This window comes from Acidobacteriota bacterium, assembly GCA_026707545.1.
Classification (GTDB): Bacteria; Acidobacteriota; Thermoanaerobaculia; order Multivoradales; family Multivoraceae; genus Multivorans.
Genome location: JAPOWR010000001.1, coordinates 2663681 through 2689662, shown reverse-complemented (window position 1 = coordinate 2689662; position 25982 = coordinate 2663681). Strand labels below are relative to the sequence as shown.

The window sequence follows — 25982 nt, the reverse complement described above, 5'->3', positions numbered from 1 at the left end:
CCACACTGGGTGGGCCGGCAACCAGTGGTCTAGCAGTCGATGGTTGCGTAGTCCTCGCCGACCGGGCACACCAACTGGCAGCTCTGGCAGCCGGTGTAGGCGCCCTGCCGTTGCACGGTCAGGTTGTAGAAGATCTGCTGCGTGGCCGAGCTACGGGCAATCTCGACCGCCTCGGCGGCGGACTTCGAGGCGAACAGGTCGGCGAGGTGGTCGACCATGCGATCGGGTCCGAACGGTTGGCAGGCCCGGGCGCACGCCTCGGCGTCGAGGCCGCGGACCTCGGCCAGTCGGGCGCCCGGTGGCGCGGCGTTCGGGATCGCCGCGACGGGGCAGACTTCGGCGCAACGGCCGCAGTCCTCGAGGCCGGGGCAGAGTTCCTCGGCTAGCGGCCGTCCACACTCGACCTCCGCGTCGGTCAGGACGCCGGCGAGAAAGACCCGCGGGCCGTACTCGGGCGTCAGGATCATCTCATTGAGGCCGAGCGTGCCCAGTCCTGACGCGGCCGCTGCCTGTCTCAGGAGCAGCGAGCCCTGCCCGCCCGGCCCGGCATAGGCCATCGGCTGGCGCCGCAGGTCGGGGATCGCCGCCGAGAGGATACAGGCGATCGCGTCGCGCTGCTCCAGCCAGTATGCGAGTCCGCCCGCGGCCTCCTCGAGATGGCGCGCCACGCGACCGTTGGCGTACTGGCGGAACGCGGCGTCGGGCGAGCGGGCGACGCCGGTGGGATAGCGTTTGGCGAGAACGATCAGGCGCGTCAGGTAGGTCGAGAGCTGCGACGGCTTGTCGTAGTCCGGGGCTTCCGCCTCGAGGTCCTGCCAGGAGCAGAAGCCGACCAGGTCGATCCCCAGGGTCTTGGCCTGCCCTCTGATCGCCTCGGCGTCGATCGCCGGGCCAGCGCCGTTGCCGCTCGCCGGCGCGCTCATCCGCCGATGTGGACGAGATGGTCGAAGTCGCGGTCGCGGATGTACTCCGGGTCGCGCTCGCCCGGCGGGCCGCGGAAGACGAGTTCGTGTTCCTGCTCGCCGCGGATGTGCACGACGCTGCCAGGCGGCAGGTCCTGTCGGCGGTAGGGGATGCGCATGATCTTGCGGATGTCCTGCGACCCGACCGGGCAGATGTACATGCACTCGAAGCAGGCGGCGAACGCGCCGCGCTTGCTGTTCGTGGCCAGGAAGAAGTCGCGCCAGTAGCGGTTGTCGAGTACCTGCGAGACGTCGAGGTCGACCTCGGCGTTCAGCAGCTTGCGCAGCACGACGTAGAGCGAGCGGATACTGATCCGCATCGCCGCCTGCGAGCAGCCCCGCTGGTCGAGGTCGCGGATGTCATTGACGCTCTCTTCCTTCGACGCCTTGAGGGGAATCGCCTTCGGCGGGCAGATCACGGCGCAGCGGCCGCAGCGAAGCCCCGGGCAGAGGTCGCGGTCGAGCGGTTCGTCCGGCTCGAGTTCGGCGTCGGTGATCAGCGCCCCGAGGTAGACGCGCGAGCCGTACTCGGGGGTCAGGAAGTTCAGGTTGAGGCCGACGTGGCCGAGGCCGGCGAACTCGGCCGTCCACTTGAGGTCTAGCAATCCCGCCCCGGTCCACTTGAGGTCCAGGTCGGCGTACTCGCCGGAGACCGGCAGCGCGCAGTGGCCGCGGGCCTCGAGCCACTCGGCGATCTCCCAGGTCGTCTCTTCGGCCGAATCGAGCGCCAGGTGCGAGTTCGTCGACTGGGTCGCCACGTCCTGGAGCGCCATCGCGCCGGTCAGCAGGTGCTTGGTGACGACGACGATGCTCTTCATTCCCTCGCACAGGTAGTTGGGCACCTGGCCGCTCTCGGTGACGGCGGTGTAGGCCGCGACGTCGGCGACGCCGACCGAGTCGGCCCCCCGCTCGAAGGCGTACCGGGCGAGATCCTGCTTCAGGCTCACCGGCGCTCCTGCTCCCAGGTGGTGCGGCGGCGGATCTGCGGCCCGAGGTTCTCGATCTCGACGAAACCGTCCGCCTCGCTGCGCGGCAGCCGGTCGGGCAGGTCGTGGCGGCGATGGACGGACGAGCGGAGCCGCTCGTAGTCGCGTCCCACGGGACACACCTGGACGCACTCGCTGCAGCCGGTGAGCGCCGCCTCCTTCATCATCGCCATCTCGGACCAGATCTCGCCGGACTTGCGGCCGCGCATCCGTTGCCACATGTCGTCGCCGGTGCGTGCCTCGAAGATCGAGGCGAGGTGGTCGCTGAAGGCCTCGAAACCGAAGGGCTGGCAGCTCCGGGCGCAGGCCCGCTCGTCGAGACCGCGGATCGCCGGGAGCCGGGCGCCCCGGTGCGCTCGCCGCGGGATCGCGTCGGCCGGGCAGATCGCGGCGCAGCGGCCGCACTCCTCGAGGCCGAGGCAGAGCTCTTCCGGAAGCTCGGTGCCCGGCTCGATCTCCGCCGAGGTCAGAACGCCGGCGAGGAAGACGCGCGGCCCGTACTCCGGCGTCAGCACCATCCGGTTCAGGCCGAGCGTGCCGAGGCCGGCGAGTGCGGCACCCTCGCGTAGCAGCGGCGAGCCCTGGCCGGCTGGAAGCAGGTCACCCGGCGTCCTCTTCTCGAAGTCGAGCGATGCCGGGGACACGGGCAGTGCGAGCGCGCCACGGCGTTCGAGGTCGAACGCAATCCGTTCGGCGGCGAACTCGAGGGCCCGCAGGGTCCGCCCGCCGGCCAGCTGCTTGCTGGGCAGGTGTCTTGCCCACAGCACCCCGCGCAGCGTGCGCTTGCCGAGCACGATGAGTGTGCGGGACTCGGCGCTGAGGGTGGAGGGGCGGTGGCGCTCGCCGAGGCGCTGTTCCAGGTCGGCAGTCGAGGCGAATCCGACGAGGTCGATCGCAAGGTCCCGTGCCATCGACCGAATGACGGACTCGAGCGCGCGCCGTCGGTCAGCAGTCGTCACGGCAGCGGCATCTGCTCGCTTTCGACCTCGCGGGCCTGGTCGAAGGCGGTGACCGGTTCGTCGGTGCGTACCTGTTCGAGCCAGAAGACGCCGTCGAACTCGGCGCTGTTGCCGCGGGTGCCGACGAAGTCGACGTTGCCGTCGCCGTCCATGTCGCGGGCGACGAAGCTGTCGAACATGCCGCGCTTGCGGCGCGAGATGTCGTGCCGGGTCCACTCGCCGTCGATGTCCCCGGGGTTCTCGAACCAGGCGAGGCGGCCGAGCGGCGTATGGGGCTGGACTTCCTGGTCGGCGGCCCGTCCGCTGCGGCTGTAGGCGCCCGACATGGCGTCGAGATCCCCGTCGCCGTCGATGTCGGCGAAGGCGAAGCCGACCAGGTTGTCCGGGGTCAGGCGGCCGATCGGCCGCAACTGCCACGTGCCCGCCGGATCGGCCGGCTGTTCCAGCCACACCAGGACGCCGCCGAACTCGACCGTTGCGAGGTCCAGCCGGCCGTCGCCCGAGAGGTCGACGAAAGCCATGTTGAAGCCGTTGAGCAGCGCGCCGGTCGGCGGGGCGTTCGGCGGCCGGACGGTGTCGGCGGTGGTCGTCGTGCCTTCGATGCTGATCAGGTGCTCCACGAGCGCCACGTCTCCGTCGTCCGCGCTCCGGTTCTCGAACCAGAAGATGCGTCCCTCGCCTGTTGAGCCGCCGACGACGTCGGTGTCGCCGTCGCCGTCGAGGTCGACGGTCTGGGAGTTGATCGGCCAGATCACACGGACGATCTCGTGTTCGGCCCAGTCGCCGGAGAGCGGATCGGCCGTCGTGTCGAACCAGGAGATCGCGTGCTTCTCGGTGGTCTGGCGATCCGGGTTCTGCGCGCCCTTGTTCGGGGCGACGACCTCGGGCCGGCCGTCGCCGTCGAGGTCGCCGGCGAACACCCGGATGTAGGAGCCGCGGTCCTTCGTGACGGACGGAATCACGCGCGGCCACGCGCCGCTGCGCAACGCGGCGGCCGCCTCTTCGGTGCCGGTGCCGGGGTTCTCGAAGTAGATGAGATGGGCCAGTTCGCAGGCGGCCACGACGTCGAGATCGCCGTCGCCGTCGAAGTCGGAGATGGCGACGTCCTCGGCGGCAGCGGCCTCGTTCCCTTCGGCGAGAGTGGCCAGGTGCCACACCGTGGGATCGGGGCCGCCGAAGGCGAGCCGGACGTGGCCCTGGCCGACGTTGCCGTACTCGGTGTCCGATTCGTGGACCGAGACGACATCGAGGTAGCCATCGCCGTCGAGGTCGGCCATTTCGAGTCCGTCGCCGCCGCGGATCGCCACCCCAGAGGTGGCGACGTCATCGATGATGTGCTCGCGCCAGGAGATCCACTGGCCGTCCTGGGACTGGGCGCGGGTGGGCATGTCGGCGACGAGGTTCGAGGCGGGAGTCTCGGTGGTCTGGCAGGCCGGGAGTGCCACGGCAACGGCGGCGAGAAAGGCCGCTCTCACGGCCGGTACCAGATCGGCGACGACCAGGCGCGTTCCTGGATCGTCGTCGGCACGCCGGGTCGCGGGTCGACGCCGGCGCGGATCGCGTCCCAGGTCGACCAGCGGCAGGTCGGGTTCTCGAGCACCCGCAGGTAGTAGACCGCCCTCTGGCCCGGGTCGAACCCGGGGTCCTCGAACACGGCGCGGAGTTCAGCCGCGCCCAGGTCCTCGGAGATACTGCAGTCCGACAGGTCGACCGTCGCGCCGTTGTCGGGGCAGCGCGGCGGGTCGCCCGCGGGCGTGCCGCCGTCGGAGCAGGCGACGTCGATGACGGCCTCGTGCGCCTCGTCGCCGTCGACCCAGCCCTTGATGACCTGGAGTCGCTGCAGACCCGCGCTCTCCGGGTCGCCCGACGCCCAGAGCAGCAGTTTCGGCGCGCGCTCGCCGTCCGCGAGCAGGTCGCCGCCCATGGCCACGCCCTGCTCGTAGGCCTTCGCGATCATCTCGGGGTCGTCCGCGAGATTCGCGTCGAAGTCGTAACCGCCGAAGAACCGGACCTGGATCCGCGGCCCGGTCGTGGCGAACGTCTCCTTGCGCCGGAACGCGTCGTAGATCGAGTCGCGCGTGTTCTCCTCGGCCCAGACGCCGGTCAGGCCGGAAGCGCCCCACATCTGGAAGTACGTCTGTGCGTAGGCGGGGGAGCCGTCCGGACTCGGTTCGTCCAGCGGCACGGAGCCGCGAAGCTGGGGCGTCCCGTCGCGCCTGCCGACCTTGCTGTGGTAGTCGTCCTCGTCCGGGGTGCCGCCGGCGTTGTGAGTGTCGGTGGCGGCGACGAGACCGAAACGGAAGGGATTGAAGCCCTGGGTCTCTTCGAGCAGCAGGCCGTCAAGATAGGCGGTGCGCACGTAGCTTCCCTGGGGTTCGCTCGGCAGGGTGCTGCTGACCCGGTAGGGCATGATCTCGAAGTCGGCCCACTCGTCGTTCGGCGACAGCAGCGGATGGACCTCCGACGTGCCCTTGACCTGGGTCACTTCGACGATCGGCTCGTTGCGCATCCGCGTCTCGGCGTACTCGGCGTCCAGCGGATCGCCGCCGAAGGTCAACGGACTGAACATGTTGCCGTTGCTGCCGTTCGAGTTGTGGGGGATGGCGAGCGCCTCGACGCCGTTGTCGCGGAGCCCATCGAGCCAGGCCCACAGGTCCTCGGGATTGTCCGAGTCCATTGCCGTGAAGGGCACCTCCGGTGCCTCGCTGCCGCGGAAGATCACGTTGCGGTGGAGGTTGCCGGTGTCGGCGGCGGTGGTCGTGTACTCGTAGCCGATGAAGGTGGTGAAGGCGCCCGGGTCGTTGTGGCGCTCGGCGGACTCGACGATGCGCTGCCAGGCGTCGCGGTTGGCCTCGCTGCCGTCGATCTTGTGGAACTCGCCGGCTCGGTAGGCTTGGAGCCCGCGCTGGAAGCCCTCGGAGGGCCCCAGCTCGCGCAGTTCCCTGGCGAGCGGGACCTGATACAGCGGATCCTCCGGGTCGTCCATCGCCGGCAGGACGCCGAGCAGGATGCCGTGGTCGGTGACCGCCTGGAAATCGAGAGGCCGCCGGAGCTGCATCGTGTGGCCGGCGGGGTGAACGAGCGGCGCGCCGCGGGCGAAGCGGTAGGCGTCGTCCGGCGTGGCCCGGACGTCGAAGATGTAGGCGTCCATCGAGAAGCGGGTGTGGACGTGCAGGTCGCCGTAGTAGGCGTTGCGCAGCGGATTCGGCTGCGGCGCGGTCGCCTGGTCGGGCGCGCCCGGGTCGTCGCCGGGGTCGCCGGCCGGCGACCCGCAGCCAGCGACCAGGGCCGGAGCGAGAAGCGCGCTAGCCGCAAGACCTTTCCATCTCATTGAGTGATCCCTCGAACGTGGTTGGGAGTAGGATGTTGAGTGTAGCGATAGCGAAGCTGGTCGGTAGGAGAGTGAGCGATACGCGAAGCAGCAAGGTGATCTGTCTGGTGCCGCCGGGTCCGCGCGACCGGATCGCCCGTTTCCCGGCGCACTGGGAGGCCTGCTTCGTCCACCGCAACGAGGACCTGACCGCCGAACTGACAGAGGGCGCGCGCGCCCTGCTGACCACCCACCCGTACCTGGTGGGACGGGCCGAACTGGAACTCCTGAACGGCGTGGAACTCGTGCAGCAGGTCGGGGTCGGCGTCGACAACATCGACGTGGGCGCGGCCCGGGAACTCGGGGTCCCGGTGTGCAACGTGCCGCAGGCCAACGCCGTGTCGGTCGCCGAGTACGTGATCATGGCGTGCATCTTCCTGCTGCGCCGGATGGAGGATGCGACGGCGGCGCTGCGCCGGCTGGAGAACCCGTATCCGGCGCTGTTCGCCAGGGGCAGCCACGAGGTACGTGGAAAGAAGCTCGGGCTGGTCGGCTACGGGGCGATTGCCCACGAAGTGGCGAAGCGGGCTCAGGGCATGGAGATGGAGCTTCTTTCGGCAAGCACGCCGGAGCGCGAACGCGAGCGCGGACTGGTGCCGAGCGCCGCCGAACGCGAACTCGGTGTCGTGCGGCTCCCCTTCGAACAGTTGCTGCGGGAGTCCGACGTGGTCAGCCTGCATGTGCCGCTCACCGGGACGACGCGGGATCTGATCGCGGCTCGGGAACTCGGTCTGTTGAAGCCGTCGGCGTTCCTGGTCAACACCTCGCGCGGTGGCATCGTGAAGGAAGACGATCTCGCAGACGCGCTGGCAAAGGGCCGGATCGCGGGCGCCGCCATCGACGTGTTCAGCGTCGAGCCGATCCGGGCCGACAACCCGCTGCTCGGCGCGCCGAACGCCTTTCTCTCTCCCCACAGCGGCGGCAGCACGAACGAATGCGTGATAGACGCCATCAGGGAGAGCATCGCCAACGTCGACCGCGTCCTGCGCGGAGAGGAGCCGCACCATCGTGTCTGCTGACGGCGCATCGGGCCACCTGATCGAGGCGAAGGAGGTCCCGCGCCCGGACGTCCAACGCGGCTACATCGAGATCTTCGAGCAGCTCTGCAAGGGCTGCGATCTCTGCATCCCGGCGTGCCCGGTGCGCATCATCGAACCGGGACGGGGCGCCAACATGATGGGCTGGCGGCCGGTCGTCGTCGAGGCGGACCTGATGAAGTACTGCATCGGCTGCAACCTCTGCGCGATGGTCTGTCCCGACCAGGCGATCGAGGTCTTCCGCTTTGACGAGCCGGTCCCGCACGAGGAGCTGCCATGAGCGAGCAGCCCTTCGTGCCGCCGGTCGGCAAGCCGACGATGGGCGCCCACGCAATGGGAATCGGCGCGATGGTCGCTGGCCTCGACTATTTCGCCGGCTATCCGATCACCCCGCAGACCGAGCTGCTCGAGTACGTCGCCGAGGCCCTGCCCGAGCATGGAGGCGTTTTCCAGCAGCTCGGCGACGAGATCTCGAGCGTCATGGCGGTGTTCGGGGCCGCGGCGTGCGGCAAGCGGGCGATGACCGCGTCGGTCGGCCCGGGGCTGACCCTGATGATCGACGGCTTGACCAACGCCGCCGGCGCCGAGACGCCGATGGTGCTGGGGGCGCTCACCCGCGCCCACGTCGGCGTCTCGGGCGGTCTCTATCCGGCGCAGTCGGACATCCGCATGCTCCGCGGCCTCGGCAACGGCGACTACCAGTTGCCGCTGTTCGCGCCGTCGACGATCACCGAGACGGTCCAGCTCACCGCCGAGGCCTTCGACGTCGCCGACCTCTACAGCATCCCTGCCGTCGTCTGCATCGACGGCAAGATGGCGAACATGATCGAGACGCTGCAGCCCTTCGAGGTGCCGGAACGCGATCTGCCGGACAAGACCTGGGCGCTCGACCGCTCGCTGCGCGAGAAACGCCGGGTGGTCGGCGCCGCCCGCACGCCCGAACTAGACACGATGGTCTGCTACGAGATCCAGCACAAGCTGGAGCGCATGCGCGCGGATGAGACCCGCTGGGACAGCTTCCTGTGCGACGACGCGGAGTTCGTCGTTGTCGCGTACGGGATCATGGCCCGGATCGCGAAGGAGGCGGTCAGGAACGCGCGCGAGGAGGGGATCAAGGTCGGGCTGTTCCGGCCGATCACCCTCTTCCCGTTCCCGGAGGCGCCGCTCGGGGAGCTTGCCTCGAGCGCCCGTGAGGTGCTGACGGTCGAGATCAACTTCGGCCAGGCCCTGACCGACGTGCGCCTGGCGGTCGGGGGCCGCTGCCCCGTCCAGTTCTTCGGACAGCCGGCCCTCGCGATCCCGGCGCGGGCCGTGCTCGAAGCGATCCGCCAGATGGCCGCCGGGCAGCCGGTGGAGCCACGCGGCTTCCACGATGTCCATCCCACAGCCTTCCACCTCGCCGACACCCATCCGCCGGCGCGAAAACAGATGCTCGACCAGCTCGCCGCCCGGCGGGGACAGGAGGGGGCCCAGGCCATGCTCGACAACCTGCTCGGCATCCGCAAGAACACAGTGATCCCGGAGGTCGGACGTGACTGAACCAGCCGCCCGCGCGCCGGCGCGCTACACGCCTCCCGAGGGCGTCGAAGCGCGCAAGATCTCGCCTCAGCTCGATGTCCACACCGGACTGCCTTCGTCCTGGTGTCCCGGTTGCGGGCATGGCTCGGTAAGCCAGATCCTCTGCGACCTGGTCACCGAACTCGACCTGGCGGAGAAGACGATCCTCGCCCTGGGCGTGGGCTGCGGCTCGACGATCGCGGCGCAGATGGAGGTGAACACCGTGCTCTCGCCGCACGGCCGCGCCAGCGACACGGCGACCGGCGTTTCCCGCATGGCGCCCGAGCAGATCGTCGTCCAGTACTCCGGCGACGGCGACGCCTGCGGCATCGGCCTGGCCGGCCTGATGCACGCCTGCAACCGGCGCGAGAACTTCATCGTCGTCATCTACAACAACAACGCCTACGGCATGACCGGCGGCCAGATGGGCCCGACGACGACGAAGGAAGTGCCGACGACCACCTTCCAGGGCGGCCGCGACGAGGAGGTCATGGGCTATCCCATGGACATCATCAAGACGCTGGCCCACTTCCCCGGCGTCGTCTACGCGGGGCGCTGCGCCCTGACCTCGGGTGTGCGCTACCGCGAGGCGAGCCGGATGATCCGGCGCGCGTTCGAGATCCACCTCGCCGGGATCAAGGGGATGAAGGTCATCGACTGCCTCGGCAACTGCAACGTGAACTGGAAGGGCGGCGGCGTCACGTTCACGCCGGAGAGCTCGAACCAGTTCATCGAAGACCAGATCATGAAGTACTTCGAGATGGGCGAGGCGACGGTGCCCGAGGGCTACCCGCCGATCCGGGTGCGATGAGCGCGGGCGCTGGCGTGAACGGCAATGTGGTCGAGCGGGTCGGCGGTGCCGGCACGGGCGGCGCCGGGCTCCTCACCTGCCTCAAGACGCTCGGCTACGCGGCGGCCGCCAAGGGCTGGCACATGGCCTACACCTCCGACTACAACCCTGAGACCCGGGGCGGTCTGGTCGAGGGCACGGTCGTCCTGTCGAGCCATGAGCCGATCGACAACCCGGTGATCGAGTCGTACACGGCCGTCCTTGCCTTCGACCACGCCGGCTACCTGTCGTACGGCCCGGGCGTCGAGCCCGACGGGCTCATTCTGTGGGACAGCTCGCGGGTGAGAAACCCGCCGGCCCTGGAAGGCGTCCGTTCCTACGGCGTGCCGGTGTTCCAGCTGGCCCGCGACGGCGGCGCGCCGGGCCTCGCCAACATGGGCATGCTCGGCGTCTACAACCTGATCGCCGGCCACTTCACGATCGACGAACTGCTCGCCGGCATGGAGGACTACCTGCCGGTGTGGCGCCACAAGCTGCTGCCGGGCAACCGGGCGGTGCTCGAGGCCGTTTCGCAGATCGATCCGGAGGAATACCGTGTTGCGTGAACAGATCGTGTTGACGGTCGCCCTCGTCGCCGCACTCGGATGCGCCGCGGAGCAGGCCACCGAACAGGCAAGCCGCCCGCCCAACGTCGTCTTCATCCTGGCCGACGACCTCGGCTACGGCGACGTCGGCATCTACGGCAGCGAGATCATCGACACCCCGAACATCGACGAACTGGCCCGCGGCGGCGTCCGCTTCGAGGCCGGCTACGTCACCGCGGCCGTCTGCAGCCCGTCGCGCGCCGGTCTGATGACCGGCCGCTACCCGCAGCGGCAGGGCTACGAGTTCAACCCGTCGGGCCGGGACTACGGTCTGAACCCGGACGACCCGACGCTGGCCGAGGTCATGAGCTCCGCCGGTTACGCGACCGGCGCCGTCGGCAAGTGGCAGCTTGGCTGGGGCGACGGCAAACACCCCCTCGACCGCGGCTTCGACGAGTTCTTCGGCATGCAGAGCGGCACGATCTACATCGAGCCGTCCGCCGAAGGGGTCGAGAACTGGAGCCCGCTGCCGCTCGCCGAGGTGCGGGAGCGACCCATCTTCCGGGGCCGGGAGGTCGTCGAGGAGACCGAGTACCTCACGGAGGTCCTCACCCGCGAGGCGCTCGATTTCATCGACCGTCACCACGACCGGCCCTTCTTTCTCTACCTCGCCCACTACGCGCCGCACACCCCGCTGCAGGCGACCGCGAAGTACCTGGACCGGTACCGGCACATCGAGGATCCGAGGGTGCGCATCTTCGCCGCCATGGTCTCGGCGGTCGACGACAGCGTCGGCGAGGTCAGGGCCCGGCTGCGGGAGCACGGCGTCGAGGACGACACCCTGATCGTCTTCCTCTCCGACAACGGTTGCGCCTTCTACCTCCAGGGCGGGTGCACCAACGGTCCGCTCAGCGGTGGCAAGCGCTGGTTCTTCGAAGGCGGCATCCGCGTGCCCTTCCTGCTGAACTGGCCGGCCAGGGTGGAGCCGGGCCTGGTCTACCGGCCGGCCGTGTCGTCGCTCGACCTGTTGCCCACGCTGGCGGCGGCCGCAGGCGCTTCACTTCCCGAGAAGCCGCTCGACGGCGTCGATCTCCTTCCCTACCTCCGTGGCGAGGTCGACGGCGTTCCCCACGAGACCCTGTTCTGGCGGGCCGGCCCGAACCGCGCCGTCCGCCGCGGCGACTGGAAGCTGTGGCAGGTCAACCGCGCCTCCGAGGAGCAGGTCGCCTCGCTTCCGCTCCTCGGCGCTCTCTTCCCGGACTGGGAAGCGCCCCACGGGTCGCCGCTCGGCCAGTTGAACCGGCTGCACGACCTGGAGAACGACCTCGGCGAGCGGTCCCCGCTAGCCGACGACGAGCAGGCGGTACTCGAAGAACTCAAGCGCGCCCTCGACGCCTGGGAGAGCGAACTCGTCGAGCCGCGGTGGTGGAGCAACCGGGGCACCGCCGGCACGGTCGACGACGAGGTGATCGAACTCATCTTCTGAACGGACGGCGACCAGGCCGAAGGGGTTCGTGTAGTCGACACGGCCCTACGGACCGCGCATGAACCTCGACCAGGCCAACGCCCTCCGGTGGACTGCCGCCGCCCGCGGCAGTTACGAGGTCTACTACCTGACCCTCAACGACCTGGCGAGCGAGACGGGCTACTGGATTCGATACGTCCTCCAGGCGCCCGAGACTACAGAGCGCTGCGCCGAGCTGGGACTCTGGTTCGCGTTCTTCGATCGCCGGAATCCCGAGCGCAGTTTCGGGGTGTTCGAGCGCCGTCCCCTGGCGACGCTCGAGTCCCAGGCGACCCCGTTTCGTCTTGGCTTTGGCGGCGGCCCCCTCGACGGACACAACTTCGCGCCGGCGGAGTTGGGCAACGGACTGGCCCGGGGCGGGATCGGTCAAGGCGGCCGGCGAGTCCGGTGGCATCTTGAGTGGCCGGCGGAGTCGGAACTCATCCTGCCGTTCCCCGAAGGGCTCTACAGCTCGGGTGATCTCCCCGGAGCGATGATCTACCCGTACCCAGGGACGGAGTTCGCCGGGACGATCGAGATCGGGGACCGCCGACTCGTGATCGAGGGCGCGCCGGGCGAGCAAAGCCACATCTGGGGCCGGAAGCACCCGCCGCACTGGCTCTGGGCTCATTGCAACCGGTTCGACGACGATCCGGACGGCTACCTGGAGGTTTCCTGCATCCCGGCCTCCGCGGACGGGCCGCCGCCGGTCCACATGCTGATCGCGCGCGTCCGTGGCCGTGAGGTGCGGTTGATCGCGCCGCTTGACGGTTCCGCGGCAACGAGCGGATCGGTTCCCGGACGGTGGTCCTTCGCGGCCGAATCGGAACGCGAACGGGTCGAGCTGGAGGTGAACTGTCCCCTGAAGCTGATCCTCGAAGCGCCCTACATCGACCCGGACGGATCGAGTTGCTTCTGCCTGCACAGCGATCTGGCGAGTTGCCGGCTGCGGCTGCTGGAACGGGTGGGGCGTAGCGGCGACGACTCCGAGCCGGAGTGGGAGAATGCCGGCGAACTGAGCAGCGAGGGTTGGTGCCACGTGGAGTGGGGAGACTGGCATGAGCATCCCGAGGTCGACGGACGGATCGAGCGTGTCGGGCCGGGTTGAGCGCAAGCCGGTCGCGCGACTCGCCGCCGGCGCCCTGGCGCCGGCACTGGCGGTTCTCGTCGCCTGCACGCCCGCGGACCCGGCCGCGACCGACATGCCGCTCACGGTCGCCGAGACCCCCTCTTCGGCGCAGTCCGCAGGCGGCGAGTTCATCTCCTGGCGCGAGCACCGGATCGACGACGAGGAACTCTCCGGCGGCGTCCCGATGCGCGGCGCCGACGGCCTGAAGCTGGCCGACCTCGACGGCGATGGTCACCTGGACATCGTGACCGTCCACGAGGACAGCGACCACGTCCGGCTCCACTTCGGTAGCGGCGATCCGAACCGCTGGACCAGCGTCACCCTGGCGGAAGGCAGGGAGGCTGCCGCGGCCGAGGACATAGCCATCGGCGACGTGAACGGCGACGGCCTGCTCGACGTGCTGGTCGCGTGCGAACTCGACCACCTGACCTACTTCCAGAATCCGGGCTCCGAGGTTCGGGACGGTCGTTGGCCGCGGCTCATCCCGTCGGTGACGGCGGGGCGGGGATCATGGATCCGCGTCTACCTGGCCGATCTCGACCAGGATGGCCGGCTCGAGGCGGTCGCGCCGAACAAGGGTGCGCAGCAGCCGGAAGGCGAGCCGGTGCCGGACACCTTCCCGCTCGAGGAGGTCTCCGTGTTCGAGATCGAAGGGGATCCGCTGGTCGATTCGAACTGGACCGAGACGGTTCTGACCACCGTCACGGTGCCGATGAACTCACGGCCGGTCGACCTGGACGGCGACGGCGACCTGGACATCCTCGCCGGCAGCCGGTCGGAAGCGAGGATCTTCTGGCTGGAGAACCTGCTCGAAGCCGGCTCGGAACTGGCGTTCGAGGAACATCCGATCGAGGTCACGGGCAGGACGGCGCCGTGGGAGCGCGGCCCGCGCCGGCTTACCGGCATGAACGTCGAGTTCGCCGACCTGTACCGGGACGGCCGGCTCGACATGGTCCTCCAGGAGACGCCGGTGCTGAACGTGTGGCTCGAGCAGCCGGCGGATCCGGTCGCACAACCGTGGACGATTCATCCGATCGGCGACACGGCGCCGGACAATCCAACCGGCCTCGCGCTGTTCGACATCGACGACGACGGCGACCTCGACCTCTGGAGCGGCGGCTACAGCTCCCGCCCGCGCGACCGCGACGGCGAGGACAAGACCGCCGCCAGCGTCGCGGGCCGCCTGGGCTGGTTCGAGAACCCCGGCGACCCGGCCGCCAAGTGGACCCGGCACGACGTTTCCCGCCGCGTGCGCGGCATGTTCGACGAGTTCGTCGTGCTCGACATGGACCAGGACGGAGACGAAGACCTGGTCGCGACGCGCGGCAACAGCGGCCGCTACGACGGCGTCTTCTGGCTCGAGCAGGTCCGCACCGCCGAGCCGCGGCGCGCCTTCTTTCCGGCCCGCGACTCCGAGAGCCGGCACCTGTCGCTGCCGCCTGGCGACTGACTCCGGCTTCGCCTCGCGCCGGCTTACGCCCGCCCGTCGTAGAACCGTTCTCCGAAGCTCTCCAGCTTGTCCTCGTCGATGACGATGCCGAGGCCGGGGCGGTGGGGCAGGTGGACATAGCCGTCGTCGTCGATCTCCGTCGTCTCGGCCAGCAGCGCGTCGCGGCCCTCGGTGGTCCAGCCCGGCGGTTCGTAGGGGAACTCGCACCACTCGCAGTTGGGGCTGGCGGCCATGAGATGCAGGTTGGCGAGCAGGGCGAAGCCGTTGTTCCAGGTGTGAGCGACGAAGGCCAGGCCGTTCGCGCCGGCGAGAGCGGCCACCTTCCGGCATCCCGCGATGCCGCCGAAGAACATGGCATCGGCCTGGAGGATGTCGAGGCACTGCTTCTCGACCAGGAGTCCGTACTCGTTGAGCCGCCAGTTCAACTCGCCGCCGGCGAGGGGGATCGAGGTCCGCTGGCGGAGTTCGGCGAGCGCCGCGTAGTCGTTGCGGTCGAGCGGCTCCTCGATCCAGGTCATGTCGCAGGGCTCGATGGCGCTCGCGAACGCGGCCGCGATGTCGACATCCCATTTAGGCGGCGCGCCGGGCAGGAGCGAGAAGTGGAAGCCCTGGTTCGCGTCGACCATCAGCGCCAGGTCGGTCCCGACCGCCTCGCGGGCCCGCTCAATGACCGCGACGTCGTCGCGCCAGTCCGGGTAGTGGGCGCGGAGTTTGACGGCGGCAAAGCCCATCTCCTTCAGTTCGAGCAGGTTCTCGGTGCGCTCCTCGGGCGATCGAAGCTCGGAGGTCGATGCGTAGGCCCTGAGCCTGTCCCTGCCGCCGCCCAGCAGCTCGTACACGGGCTTTCCCTTGACCTTGCCGGCGATGTCCCACAGCGCCGGTTCGAGCCAGGCCAGGCGGATGCCGAGGGCCTCGCCGGCGTCGAGCACGCTGCCGAAGCCCTCGATGTCGAGGGGGTCGCGGCCGAGAATGAAGGGCCCCAGAGCGTCGCCGAGGCCGGCGTGAAAGCGGCCCAGGGTCATTCCCGCCGACTCGCCGACGACGCCTTCGTCCGTCGTCATGCGGACGAACGTCAGCTCGTTGTGCGTCTGCCCGTGGCCGGGCTGCGCGGCAACGTGGAGCGGCGCCGGCAGCGGCGACCTGACGTGGTACAGCTCGAGGCGATCGATCCTCACGGCGGCGGGCTGCGGAAGTCGACGGTCTCGAAGTCGAGCTGGTTGGGAACCCGCGGCGCGTAGCGGCCGCTCTGCTTGGCGTTGGCCAAGTGCCGTTCGGCCTGCGGGTCGGGCCCCTGGGGACGCAGCGCGCGCTGGAAGAACGCGAGCACGTTCGTGATCCGCCGTGGGACCGAGCGCCCGGTGTGGGCGGCCCCCTGGATCAGGTGGTACTCGTGCGGAATCGCTGCGTCGAAGAGCAGCCGGTGGACGAGTTCGGCGCTGAGGTACGTCAGGTTCGCGTCCTCGTCGCCGGCCTCGACCAGGAGCTTCAGTCCGGAGGCGCGGAGCCGGTCGGCGTTGTCGATGACGATCGTCGGCGGGTGACGGGCTCGCCAATACTCGACGTCGAAGGGATCGCCGAAACGCTCGTTCAGGAACCGCATCGCGCCGGGACCGTAGGGCGTGAGGTCGAGGTCGGCGAAGGAGGCCACGGGTGGGAATCCCGGTTCGAGGGCCGCCGCGGCCGCGAACATCTCGGGGTTCCGGAGGCCGATCCGGAGCGTGCCCTGACCTCCCGCGGAGCCGCCGCCGAGCACGGTGCCGGCCCGGTCCTGCGCCACGTTGTAGTGGCTTCGGACATGGGGCAGCAGCTCCTGGAGGATGAAGGTCTCCCAGCTCTTCCCTCCGCCCTTCCAGTCGATGTAGTAGGAGCCGCCCGTGATCGGAGTGACGACCACGATGTGCTCGATCGTTCCCTCGTCCCAGGCACGTTCGAGATGGGGGCGAAGACGACGTTCCAGGTTGCCCTCGCCGCTGGAGCCGCCGTGAAGCCAGAGCAGGAGCGGGTAGGGCTCGGAGCGCTCCGGGTCATAGGCCGGCGGTAGCAGGAGGTCGAACCGCGGCTCGCCTGGCACCAGCTCGCTGGCGAGCGGGTGGTTCGTCAGGCTGGATTCCTGGGCGTGGCTCGCCGTGGCAAGCAGGAAGACGGCGAGCAGGGGAAGAGCTGTGGCTCCCGGAACTCGGTGCATGACCAGACCTCCTTTGGACGTAGGCTCTCCAGTCTACGCCTCGATTCCACGAGAAGGCCCGTCCCGGATGAACGCAGCACAACTCGCCATCGACAGTCTCGCGCGTTTCGGCGTCTATGACGCCGTGCGCTTCGAGGGCAGCACCAGGACGAACGAGGAGCAGGAACTCCTGGCCCGCAAACTGGCCGCCGTGCTCCGGGCGCGCGGCGTCGGCCCCGGCGACCGCGTCGTCGTCATGATGCCGAACTGCCCTGAGATCTTCTGCGCCTTCCAGGCGGTGTGGAAGATCGGCGCCGTGATCCTCCCCGTGATGCCGCAGCTCGGTCCGCGCGAAGTCGGCTACCTGCTCGAGGACTCGGGGGCAAAGGTCGCCTTGGTGGCGCCGGTACTCGCGCCTGTCGTCGACGCGGCCCGGGGCGCAGCCTCGAACTGCGAGGCGCTCCTCAGCCTCGGTCCAACCGAAGTCGCCGGCGCAACCGACATTACGCACGAGATCGCGGCGGCGGAGCCCGTCGACTACCTGGTCGACCGGGCCGGCGACGATCTGGCCTTGCTGCTCTATACGTCGGGCACCACCGGCCGGCCGAAGGGAGTGATGCTCACCCACGACAACATCTTGTGGTCGTCTCAGCAGATCGGCGGCATGGCCGAGATGCCGGAGGGGATGCCGATCCTGCACGTGATGCCGATGGCCCACTCCTTCGGCGTCCTGATGATGTGCGTCGGCTTCGTCAAGGGCTTCAGGGCGACGGTCATGGTGCGCTGGGACACCCGGCAGGTGTTCGAGAACATCGAGCGGGACCGGATCGAGCGCATGGGCATGGTGCCGACGATGCTCACCTACCTGCTCGATTTCCCGGAGCGGGAACGCTTCGACATCGGTTCTCTGAACTGGGTGTGGTCGGGCGGCGCCGCGCTCGCCAACGAGGTCCGCGTCGACTTCGAGCGGGAGTTCGACTGCACCGTTCGCGACGGCTACGGCCTGACCGAGTCGACCGCGGTCGCCACCGCCTACTCGGACAGCGACGACTACCGCGCGGGTTCCTGCGGCCGTGCCGTCGACGGCGTGGAGGTCGCGGTGATGGACGACGACCACAACCGGATGCCGGCCGGGACGCCGGGCGAGGTCTGCATCTGCGGTCGCAACGTGATGAAGGGCTACTGGGGCAAGCCGGAGGCCACCGCCGAAGCCGTCTGCGACGGCTGGCTGCACTCCGGCGACATTGGCGTGTTGGACGCGGATGGCTTCCTGCGGATCACAGATCGCAAGAAGGACCTGATCATCAAGGGCGGCGAGAACATCTCACCGCGCGAGATCGAGGAGGCGCTCTACGAGCACCCGGCGATCTCCGAAGTCGCCGTCGTCCCCGTGCCGCACAAGACCTGGGGCGACGACATCTGGGCCGCCGTGGTCTTCAAGCCCGGCGCCGACGCCAGCGAGGAGGAACTCCGCGCCCACACCGCGGGCTTCGTGACCCGGTTCAAGATCCCGAGCCGCTTCGTGGTTCAGGCAGAACTGCCGAAGAACGCAGTGGGGAAGATCATGAAGAGGGAGGTGGCGGAGAGCCTGCGCCGCGACCCTTGATGGGCAGGATGCGCGTCAGGCGCGCCGGCTCGTCGCCGGAGTCCACGCTGGCGGCGTCCCAATGGTCGGCGACGATGCCGTCGGGGCGCATGAGGACGATCTCCCCGTTGTCGTACGGCGATTCGGCCTCGACTTCCGGCAGCCGTGCGGTCCGGATGGGGAACCCGCTCTCGGCGAGCGCGCCGGCCGCGGCCCGCCACGGCTCGGGATCCACGTGCGCGCCCAGAACGGTGGTGTAGCCCAAGCCGTTCCAGTCGAGGAGGGAACGGTTCCAACTCCCGTCCAGCCACAGGTTCGGCGCCCGGCGGCCGGACCGAACGACCGGCACGTAGTCGCAGACGGGATTCTCCACCGCGGGCGCGGGCTCCTCGTCGCGTGCGCAGAGCCTCGATGTCAACTCGTAGCCGTAGATCAACCCCTCGTACTCCCCGTACTGACGGCAGTTCCGGGCGGCCGCTTGCGTATCGCCGCCCTCGTGGAACGCCCGGAAGATCCCTCCGGACAGTTGCGCGTTGCGCCGTCCGGCCGCGACGCGCTGCTCGGCGACCGGCTGGTGCTCGGTGTCGTACGTCTCTAGCAGGGAAGCGGGCGAGGCGCCGCGAAGCACGAAGGCGATCTTCCAGGCGAGGTTGCGGATGCCGACGAACCCCGTGTTGTTGCCGAGGCCCCCGGTCGGGATGAACACGTGCGCGGCGTCGCCGGCCAGGAAGATGCGGCCGCTGCCGAGACGGCCGGCGCGGCCCGGCTGGAACTGCCACTCCGTCATCGTTCGCACTTCGATCGGGACCGGGTCGTCGGCGCCGAGCGCCGACCGGATCCAGTTCTCGGCGAACTCAGCGGTCATCTGCTGCGTGCGGTCGAAGCCGCCGATCTGGCAGCGCCAGCGCCGCACGCCGTCGAGTGGCTGGAAGACGGCGGCCCCCATCGGGTGGGCGATGAAGAGCAGGCCGCCCTGCCGGTCGCTGGTGTGTCCAGAGAAGTCCGCTTCGAAGATGACGTCCTGGAAGAAGACGTCCATGAAGTCCGCCTCCAGCGTCGTGCCGATGGCGGTGCGCGTCGAACTCCGGAGACCGTCGGCGCCGATCGCGAACCCGGCGGAGACGGGGGTCGCGCGGCCGGTGCGGTTGTCGCGGATCGTGCAGGAGACGCAGGTGTCGTTCTGAGTCAGTCCGTTCGCGGTGGTGTCGAAGCGGAGGTCGACGTTCGGGTCCGACGCCGCCTGGTCGAAGAGGATCGCCTCGACGTAGTCCTGCGCCGTCATCACCGGCATGGACGAACTGCGGTCGGTCCGCACCGAGTGGAAGGACGGCGTGGGGACCCGGCAGATCTCCTTGCCCGCCAGAGAGTCGAACCAGCGGTTGTACTCGGTCCAGTCGGGGCCGAGGCCGGTGTCGATCACCTGCTGCTCCACGCCGACCTCGCGCATCAACTCGACCGAGGGTGCGTCCAGCAGCCGGGATCGAGGGTGGGTGCTCGTACGTCCCCGCAGGTCGACGACCAGCGACTTGACGCCCAGCCGGGACAGGAGCAGCGATCCCATCAGGCCGATCGGACCGCCGCCGATGATCAGCACCTGCGTCTCGATGCGTTCAGATTCCAGGATCCACTCCGGTCATCTCCACCGAAAGTTCCCATAGCCGCCTGCCCAGCTCCGGATCGCGGCTGGCCGGCGACGACCAGGCCCCGCCGGCCGGACCGCTTACTTCCCAGTTCCGTGGCCCGTAGTAGTCGCCTCCGGTGAGTCCGGGTGCGGTCGCCGCCATGAGAGTCGGCCAGGCGCCCATTGCCTGGGTATTGAAGAAGATGCGAATCAGGGGCGCAGCCGCCTGGATGAGGGGAAAGTCGCGGCCGATCTCGGTCTGCGCCAGGCCGGGATGACAGGCGACGGCGATCGTCCGGGAACCGCGGGCCTTGAGCCGCCGGTGAAGCTCGTACATGTACATCAGATTGGCCAGCTTGCTCTGCCGGTAGCGCGTCTGGCGCGAATAGAGCTTCGCGCCGTCGATGTCCTCCCAGTGGATCCGGCCGCCGCGATGGGCGAGGCTGGCGGTAATCACGATCCGGCTGCCTTCGGTTCGTTCCAGCTTCGGCAGGAGCCGCCCGGTGAGCGCGAACGTGCCGAGGTGATTGACCCCGAACTGCGCCTCGAAGCCGTCGACGGTCAGGGTGCGCGGCACCCCCATGATGCCGGCGTTGTTGACGAGTACGTCGAGCCGGGGCTCGGCGGCGGCCCTCTCGGCGGCCGCTCGCACGCTGGCCAGATCAGCCTGGTCGAGGGCCAGGAACTCGAGGTCGGCCTCCGGGGATTCGGCGTGGATCCTGGCGATCGCACCGGCGGCTCGCTCCTCGGAGCGGCACCCCAGCAGTACGCGCCCACCGCGCCTCGCCAGCACCCTCGCGGTCTCGAAGCCGATGCCGGTGTTCGCCCCGGTGACGAGAAACGTCCGCCCCGACTGGTCGGGGACGTCGCGGTCCGTGAATCCCTGTGCCATCAGTGTGGTCTCCGGGCCAGGAGGCTACCGATACTGGCCGTCGACCCTCAACGGTAAGCGCCGCCAGACTTCTCGGCCATCCCAGGGGAGGACTATCGTTAGGCGATGAACGGACGTGTGGTCAGCGTTCTCCTGTCGGCGGCGCTCTTGGTCGCGTGTCCGGCCTTGACCGGCGCGACCGCTGGCGCGCAGGAGTCTTCGGGCAGCGAGTTCGTCCCGGTCACCGACGCCATGCTGCAGAACCCGGCGCCGGAAGACTGGCTCAGCTTCCGCCGCACCCTCGACGCCTGGGGCTACAGCCCGCTCGACCAGATCACGCGGGAGAACGTCGGGCGGATCCGGATGGAGTGGACGAGGTCGATGGCCGATGGAAGCGCCGAGACCACGCCGCTGGCGTACGACGGCGTGCTGTACGTCGCCAACAGGGAGGACGTCATCCAGGCTCTCTCGGCCGAAACCGGCGAGCTGATCTGGGAGTACCGGCGGGACCTGCCGGAGGACGTCTGGGGTTACACCGGACCGCTAGCCCGCAAGACGCGCAACATCGCCATCTGGGGCGAGTACATCCTGGGCACCAGCGCCGACCACTACGCCTACGCGCTCGATGCCGTGACGGGCGCACTCGCCTGGGAGACGCGGATCCTCGACTACAAGTTCAACCCGGCCCATCACAGCGCCGGGCCGATCGTCGCCGACGGCAAGCTGATCTCCGGGCGGAGCTGCAGGCCCCTCGGCGGCCCGGACGCGTGCGTCATCCTCGCCCATGACGCGCAAACAGGCCGGGAACTCTGGCGGCGCCGCACCCTGCCGGCGCCGGGCGAACCGGGAAACGAGACCTGGGGCGCGGTGCCCTACGAGGACCGCCGCCACGTCGGGACCTGGATGCCGCCGAGCTACGACCCGGAACTGGAACTCGTCTACATCGGCACGGGCGTCACGGCGCCGGCGCCCAGGTTCATGCTCGGCGGTACGAATCTCACGCACCTGTACCACAACTCGACCCTGGCGCTCGACGTCTCGACCGGCGAGATCCGCTGGCACTACCAGCACCTGAACGACTCCTGGGACCTCGACCACGTCTTCGAGCGCATCCTGGTCGATACGGCGGTCGCGCCGGACCCGGAAGCGGTCGAGTGGATCAACCCGCGGCTGAAGGCGGGAGAGGTGCGCAGGGTCGTCACCGGTATCCCCGGCAAGACCGGTCTGGTCTACACCCTCGACCGCGCCACGGGCGAGTTTCTCTGGGCGACGCCGACCGTGCGGCAGAACGTGATCACCGGCATCGACGGCGCCACCGGCGAGGTGAGCCTCAACGAAGAGGTGATCTTCCGCGAACTCGAGCAGGTGATGTTCATCTGCCCCTCGTGGGCGGGCGGCAAGGACTGGGAAGCAGGCGCCTACAGCCCCGTCACGCGCACCATGTACTTCCCGCTGCGGCAGGCGTGCGCGGAGATGCTCGTGACGACCGACTTCAAGAGCGAGGAGGTCAAGGCCCTGGACCAGATCGTCGCGCACTACGCCCTGGCCGCCAACCACGTCGTGGCGCCCGGCACCGACCAGCTGGGCACGGTGCGGGCGATCTCGGCGGAGACCGGCGAGACCCTGTGGGTCTACGAGACGCGGGCCGCGACCTTCTCGCTGCTGGCGACCGGCGGCGGCCTGCTGTTCGGCGGCGACCAGGGCGGACGCTTCCGGGCCCTGGACCAGGAGACTGGCGAGGCGCTGTGGGAGATCAACCTCGGTGCCCCGGTCATGGGCTTCCCGGTCACGTACGCCGTCTCGGGCCGCCAGTACGTGGCCGTCAACACCGGTCCGGGCCGGCTGACCAACGCGCGCATGACACCCGAACTCCGCCCCGGCCGTGGCAGCAATCTGTTCGTGTTCGCGTTGCCGTAGAGTCGCCCCTCTCAAACCCAGCCCGCACAAGGAGCCGTCCATGTCCGAAATCCGCATGCGCCAGATCTGTCTGGTCGCCCATGACCTCGATCGCATCCAGCAGCAGTGCGAGTCGGTCTTCGGCGTCGAGGTCTGCTACCGCGACCCGGGCGTGGGGAAGTACGGTCTGCACAACTTCCTGATCCCCTTCGGCGACCAGTTCCTGGAGACGGTGTCGCCGCAACCGGGCGAGCACGACACGCCCGGCGGCCGGTACCTCAAGCGTCGCGGCGGCGACGGCGGCTACATGGTGATCATGCAGGTTCCTCAGGGTAGCTACGCCGGTTACCAGCAGCGGGTCGCGGACCTCGGCATCCGTCTGGTCTCGGAACCGGGCCGGAGCGAGCGCGGCATGGGCATGCAGCTCCATCCCAAGGACGTTCCCGGCGCCATCCCGGAACTGCGCTGGAACGTCGACGAGGAGCGCCCGGACGGCTCCTGGTGGCCCGCCGGAGAGGACTGGCAGCGGGCGAAGCACACGGAGATCGTCGACGGCATTCGCGCCGCCGAGATCCAGACCGCCGATCCCGCGGCACTGGCCGCCCGCTGGGGCGAGGTTCTCGACGAGCCGGTCGGCGGCGGCGACGTTCCGACGATCGCGTTGCGGGATGCCGAGATCCGCTTCGTCCCCCTGCGCGACGGCCGTCCCGAAGGGCTCGGCGGACTGGACATCCGTGTGACGGACCGGGCAAGGGCGCTGGCCAACGCCGAGGCCGCGGGTTGCCGCACCGGCGAAGACCTCGTGACGATCTGCGGCATGCGCCTCCGGCTCGTCTGAGGGGCTCCTCGATGGAATAGCCGTGCCCTGCCGGGTGTTGGCCGGAAGACACTCGTTGCGGCCGCCCCCTCCGCAACGGACTACTCCAAAGGGGCTCCACCTTGAAGCTGAGAAGACTGTTTCTGTCCGGGTTCGTTCCGTTCGTTCTGGCCGCAGGCTCGGCGTGGGCGCAGGAGGACGAACCCGCTCAGGATCCGGCGGTGGCCGAGGGCCTGTTCGTCGAGGAGATCACGGTTACAGCGACGAAGCGCGAGGAGTCGCTGCAGGACGTACCGATCGCGGTGACGGCGATCACGCCCCTCCAGATCGAGCGCGCCGGCATGATGGACATACGCGACCTGCCGACGCTGGCGTCGAGCTTCAACATGAACTCGTCGCAGACGGAGTCGCAGGGAACGACCCTGCGCATCCGGGGCGTCGGCACGACCGGCAACAACATCGGACTCGAGAGTTCGGTCGGCGTGTTCCTCGACGGGATCTACCTGAGTCGGCCGGGGATCGCGCTCGGCGATCAGCTCGATGTCGAGTCGATCGAGGTGCTTCGCGGCCCGCAGGGCACCCTCTTTGGCCGCAACGTTTCGGCGGGCGCCCTGAACTTGCGCACGCGGCAGCCGAGCCTGACGGATCACTCAGGTTTCCTCAATCTGACGGCGGGCAACTTCAACGCCTTCAATCTCCAGGCGGGGGTGGGCGGCCCCCTTTCTGATCGGGTCGGCTACCGGCTCTCGGCTGCTGTCCGAAACCAGGACGGTTTCGTCGAGAGCGTTTCGGGAGCCGAGAGCTACACGCGCGACCGGGCGTTGGTTCGCGGGCAGTTGCTCTGGAGCCTCGGCGACCGCGGGTTGCTGCGGATCATCGGCGACTACTCGGACGCGGACGAGGAGTGCTGCGACGCCGTCGTCCTGCTCGAAACGCCGGCCACGGCACTCGGTTCGTTCACGGCGGCCGGACTTCCGGCAGACGGCGGCGTCTCCGTCGTCGGTCCGTCGGCCTTCGACGCCCGGCGCTCGAACGCGGGACCGTTCGTCAACCCCTTCGATCAGAAGGGCCTGTCGGCCGAGCTCAACTACAACCTGACCGGCAACGTCTCCTTGACCTACCTGGGTTCGTGGCGCGACTTCTTCGCCTCGTCGATCCAGGACGACTTCGTCGGCATTGGCGTGTACGGTGTCTCTCCGGAGGCCGCCAACGGCTTCGGCACGTTCGACGACATCGAGTCCTGGACCCAGGAGTTCCGGCTCAGCGGCGACACCGAGCGGGTCAGTTGGCTGGTCGGTGGCTTCGCCTCGGGCGAGGACATTCTCGAGCACATCGGCCTCGGCCTCATGGGGGACTTCTCGTCCTTCGTCGATGCCGTTCTGTGGAACTACGCCCTCGCTCCGGCGCTCGCCCCGGCGCAACTGCTCGGCGGAGTGCCCCTGGCCACCGGGGGGACGTTCGGAGACGTTCTGGCGGCCGACAACCAGGCGCTCGCCTTCTCCGGCGGTGTTCCGGTCGGCGGGGCCTTCGCGAACAACATCTACCGTCAGGAAGGCGACTCGTGGTCGATCTTCACGCACAACACCTTCCGCCTGACGGATCGCTTCTCGCTGGTCGCCGGGCTGCGGTACGTCGACGAGACGAAGGACGGCAGCTTCAGGCAGCCGGCCGCGAGCAACCCCGGCTGCCTCGCGACCCTGCTGAACGCGCGGGCCCTGGCTGAAGGCGCCGCGGGAACGCCGCTCGCGCCGGTGGCGACGACGATCGGCAACCTGAACGCGGCCTTCAACTGCTTCCCCTTTGCCACGCCGGCGGATACCGGCGTGCCGATCCTCCCCGCGACGTTCGCGGACACGTTCCAGGACGACGAGCTGGTCTACACCTCGCAGGCCGTCTACGAGTTCAGCGACACCGTCAAGGGCTACGCGAGCTACACCCACGGCTTCAAGTCCGGCGGCTTCAATCTGGACTCGACCGCAGCCGTCGGCGGCGCCGACCCCCGGTTCGACTCGGAGAAGATCGACGCCCTCGAACTGGGAGTGAAGTCGGAGTTCGCGAACCGTCGGGTGCGCCTGAACGCCACGCTGTTCGACTACGACATCGAGGACTTCCAGGTACTCGAGTTCACGGGCGTCCAGTTCAGAACCTTCAACGTGCCGAAGGCGCAGAGCCGGGGCGCCGAGTTCGAGCTGTCGGCGGTCGCGGGGCAGCACGTTACGCTGAACTTCGGCTACACGTTCGCGGACTCGGAGTACCCGGACGACTGCGCAGGCGATCTCGCCGCAGCCTCGGTCCAGTCGCTGTGCGGCGCCAGGCTGACCAACGCGCCGGAGAACGTCGTGTCCTTCGGCGCGAACTGGGATGACACGGTGGGCGACCGGTTCCTGGTCTTCGCGTCCGTGAACGGGCGTTGGGAGGACGACCGGCGGACCAGCACTCAGCCCAACCTCGCTCTCGACATCCAGGAGGCGAACATGAAGGCGAACGTGCGAGTTGGACTCGGCGGCTACTCCGGCCGATGGGCGGTGGAGCTGTGGAGCAACAACGTGACGGATGAGCAGACGAAGAACGTGACGTTCAACACGCCGCTGCGCGTCGGCAGCCGCAGCACGTTCCTCGAGCCGCCGCGAACCGCCGGCGCGACCCTGCGTCTCACCTTCTGAGGGCGCGTGAATCCGGGCCGCTGTCTGCCGGCCCGGA

21 protein-coding genes are annotated in these 25982 nt (G+C 69.1%); 12 read left to right on the top strand and 9 right to left on the bottom strand.

The annotated features are described in order from the left end of the window. Nucleotides 1–29: 29 nt before the first annotated feature. Genes OXG83_10610 through OXG83_10590 form a run of 5 tightly spaced genes read right to left on the bottom strand, consistent with a single transcriptional unit; the run spans nucleotide 30 to nucleotide 6238 of the window. Nucleotides 30–923, bottom strand: a complete 894-nt coding sequence (locus OXG83_10610) for a hypothetical protein (protein MCY3965483.1) — start codon at nucleotides 921–923, stop codon at nucleotides 30–32. Further along, complete coding sequence (locus OXG83_10605; protein MCY3965482.1) at nucleotides 920–1909, bottom strand: hypothetical protein; 990 nt, start codon at nucleotides 1907–1909, stop codon at nucleotides 920–922. The genes OXG83_10610 and OXG83_10605 overlap by 4 nt, the downstream gene beginning before the upstream one ends. Continuing rightward, nucleotides 1906–2859: a hypothetical protein gene (locus OXG83_10600; GenBank protein ID MCY3965481.1), complete on the bottom strand. Its 954-nt coding sequence runs from the start codon at nucleotides 2857–2859 to the stop codon at nucleotides 1906–1908. The genes OXG83_10605 and OXG83_10600 overlap by 4 nt, the downstream gene beginning before the upstream one ends. A 44-nt stretch (nucleotides 2860–2903) precedes the next feature. Then, nucleotides 2904–4382: a VCBS repeat-containing protein gene (locus tag OXG83_10595; protein MCY3965480.1), complete on the bottom strand. Its 1479-nt coding sequence runs from the start codon at nucleotides 4380–4382 to the stop codon at nucleotides 2904–2906. After that, nucleotides 4379–6238, bottom strand: a complete 1860-nt coding sequence (locus OXG83_10590; GenBank protein ID MCY3965479.1) for a DUF3604 domain-containing protein — start codon at nucleotides 6236–6238, stop codon at nucleotides 4379–4381. The genes OXG83_10595 and OXG83_10590 overlap by 4 nt, the downstream gene beginning before the upstream one ends. A 71-nt stretch (nucleotides 6239–6309) precedes the next feature. Between OXG83_10590 and OXG83_10585 the strand changes: the two genes are divergently transcribed. The 8 genes from OXG83_10585 to OXG83_10550 are packed head-to-tail and all read left to right on the top strand — an operon-like array spanning nucleotide 6310 to nucleotide 14328. After that, complete coding sequence (locus OXG83_10585; GenBank protein ID MCY3965478.1) at nucleotides 6310–7296, top strand: phosphoglycerate dehydrogenase; 987 nt, start codon at nucleotides 6310–6312, stop codon at nucleotides 7294–7296. Continuing rightward, nucleotides 7286–7594, top strand: coding sequence for a 4Fe-4S dicluster domain-containing protein (locus OXG83_10580; protein ID MCY3965477.1), 309 nt, complete (start codon nucleotides 7286–7288; stop codon nucleotides 7592–7594). The genes OXG83_10585 and OXG83_10580 overlap by 11 nt, the downstream gene beginning before the upstream one ends. Further along, complete coding sequence (locus tag OXG83_10575; protein ID MCY3965476.1) at nucleotides 7591–8853, top strand: 3-methyl-2-oxobutanoate dehydrogenase subunit beta; 1263 nt, start codon at nucleotides 7591–7593, stop codon at nucleotides 8851–8853. Before OXG83_10580 ends, OXG83_10575 begins: the two co-directional genes overlap by 4 nt. Then, complete coding sequence (locus OXG83_10570) at nucleotides 8846–9682, top strand: thiamine pyrophosphate-dependent enzyme (protein ID MCY3965475.1); 837 nt, start codon at nucleotides 8846–8848, stop codon at nucleotides 9680–9682. The genes OXG83_10575 and OXG83_10570 overlap by 8 nt, the downstream gene beginning before the upstream one ends. Continuing rightward, complete coding sequence (locus tag OXG83_10565) at nucleotides 9679–10266, top strand: 2-oxoacid:acceptor oxidoreductase family protein (GenBank protein MCY3965474.1); 588 nt, start codon at nucleotides 9679–9681, stop codon at nucleotides 10264–10266. Before OXG83_10570 ends, OXG83_10565 begins: the two co-directional genes overlap by 4 nt. Further along, nucleotides 10259–11731: a sulfatase-like hydrolase/transferase gene (locus tag OXG83_10560; protein ID MCY3965473.1), complete on the top strand. Its 1473-nt coding sequence runs from the start codon at nucleotides 10259–10261 to the stop codon at nucleotides 11729–11731. The genes OXG83_10565 and OXG83_10560 overlap by 8 nt, the downstream gene beginning before the upstream one ends. Before the next feature lie 58 nt (nucleotides 11732–11789). Next, nucleotides 11790–12857 carry a tocopherol cyclase family protein gene (locus OXG83_10555; GenBank protein MCY3965472.1) on the top strand — a complete coding sequence of 356 codons (1068 nt, stop codon included), beginning with the start codon at nucleotides 11790–11792 and terminating at the stop codon, nucleotides 12855–12857. Beyond that, a complete protein-coding gene (locus tag OXG83_10550; GenBank protein ID MCY3965471.1) occupies nucleotides 12808–14328 on the top strand; it encodes a VCBS repeat-containing protein in 1521 nt (506 codons plus the stop codon). The genes OXG83_10555 and OXG83_10550 overlap by 50 nt, the downstream gene beginning before the upstream one ends. 23 nt (nucleotides 14329–14351) lie before the next feature. On the opposite strand, the gene OXG83_10545 is transcribed toward OXG83_10550, so the two are convergent. Both OXG83_10545 and OXG83_10540 read right to left on the bottom strand, forming a co-directional pair. Further along, complete coding sequence (locus OXG83_10545; protein ID MCY3965470.1) at nucleotides 14352–15503, bottom strand: mandelate racemase/muconate lactonizing enzyme family protein; 1152 nt, start codon at nucleotides 15501–15503, stop codon at nucleotides 14352–14354. Continuing rightward, nucleotides 15500–16513 (bottom strand): alpha/beta hydrolase-fold protein, encoded by a 1014-nt coding sequence (locus tag OXG83_10540; protein ID MCY3965469.1) that lies wholly within the window; start codon nucleotides 16511–16513, stop codon nucleotides 15500–15502. The genes OXG83_10545 and OXG83_10540 overlap by 4 nt, the downstream gene beginning before the upstream one ends. A gap of 67 nt (nucleotides 16514–16580) precedes the next feature. Between OXG83_10540 and OXG83_10535 the strand changes: the two genes are divergently transcribed. Further along, the gene (locus OXG83_10535; protein ID MCY3965468.1) at nucleotides 16581–18098 is read left to right on the top strand and encodes an AMP-binding protein; all 1518 of its coding nucleotides are present in this window, start codon (nucleotides 16581–16583) and stop codon (nucleotides 18096–18098) included. Here the strand turns inward: OXG83_10535 and OXG83_10530 are convergent. Continuing rightward, complete coding sequence (locus OXG83_10530; protein ID MCY3965467.1) at nucleotides 18055–19671, bottom strand: FAD-dependent monooxygenase; 1617 nt, start codon at nucleotides 19669–19671, stop codon at nucleotides 18055–18057. The two genes, OXG83_10535 and OXG83_10530, sit on opposite strands and share 44 nt — an antisense overlap. Before the next feature lie 16 nt (nucleotides 19672–19687). Beyond that, complete coding sequence (locus OXG83_10525) at nucleotides 19688–20590, bottom strand: oxidoreductase (GenBank protein MCY3965466.1); 903 nt, start codon at nucleotides 20588–20590, stop codon at nucleotides 19688–19690. A gap of 105 nt (nucleotides 20591–20695) precedes the next feature. Between OXG83_10525 and OXG83_10520 the strand changes: the two genes are divergently transcribed. The 3 genes from OXG83_10520 to OXG83_10510 all read left to right on the top strand — a co-directional run bounded on the left by OXG83_10520 (nucleotide 20696) and on the right by OXG83_10510 (nucleotide 25945). Beyond that, the gene (locus OXG83_10520) at nucleotides 20696–22486 is read left to right on the top strand and encodes a PQQ-binding-like beta-propeller repeat protein (protein ID MCY3965465.1); all 1791 of its coding nucleotides are present in this window, start codon (nucleotides 20696–20698) and stop codon (nucleotides 22484–22486) included. A gap of 40 nt (nucleotides 22487–22526) precedes the next feature. Further along, nucleotides 22527–23303, top strand: a complete 777-nt coding sequence (locus tag OXG83_10515) for a VOC family protein (GenBank protein ID MCY3965464.1) — start codon at nucleotides 22527–22529, stop codon at nucleotides 23301–23303. Between the two features lie 101 nt (nucleotides 23304–23404). Then, nucleotides 23405–25945, top strand: coding sequence for a TonB-dependent receptor (locus OXG83_10510; protein ID MCY3965463.1), 2541 nt, complete (start codon nucleotides 23405–23407; stop codon nucleotides 25943–25945). Nucleotides 25946–25982 lie beyond the last annotated feature (37 nt).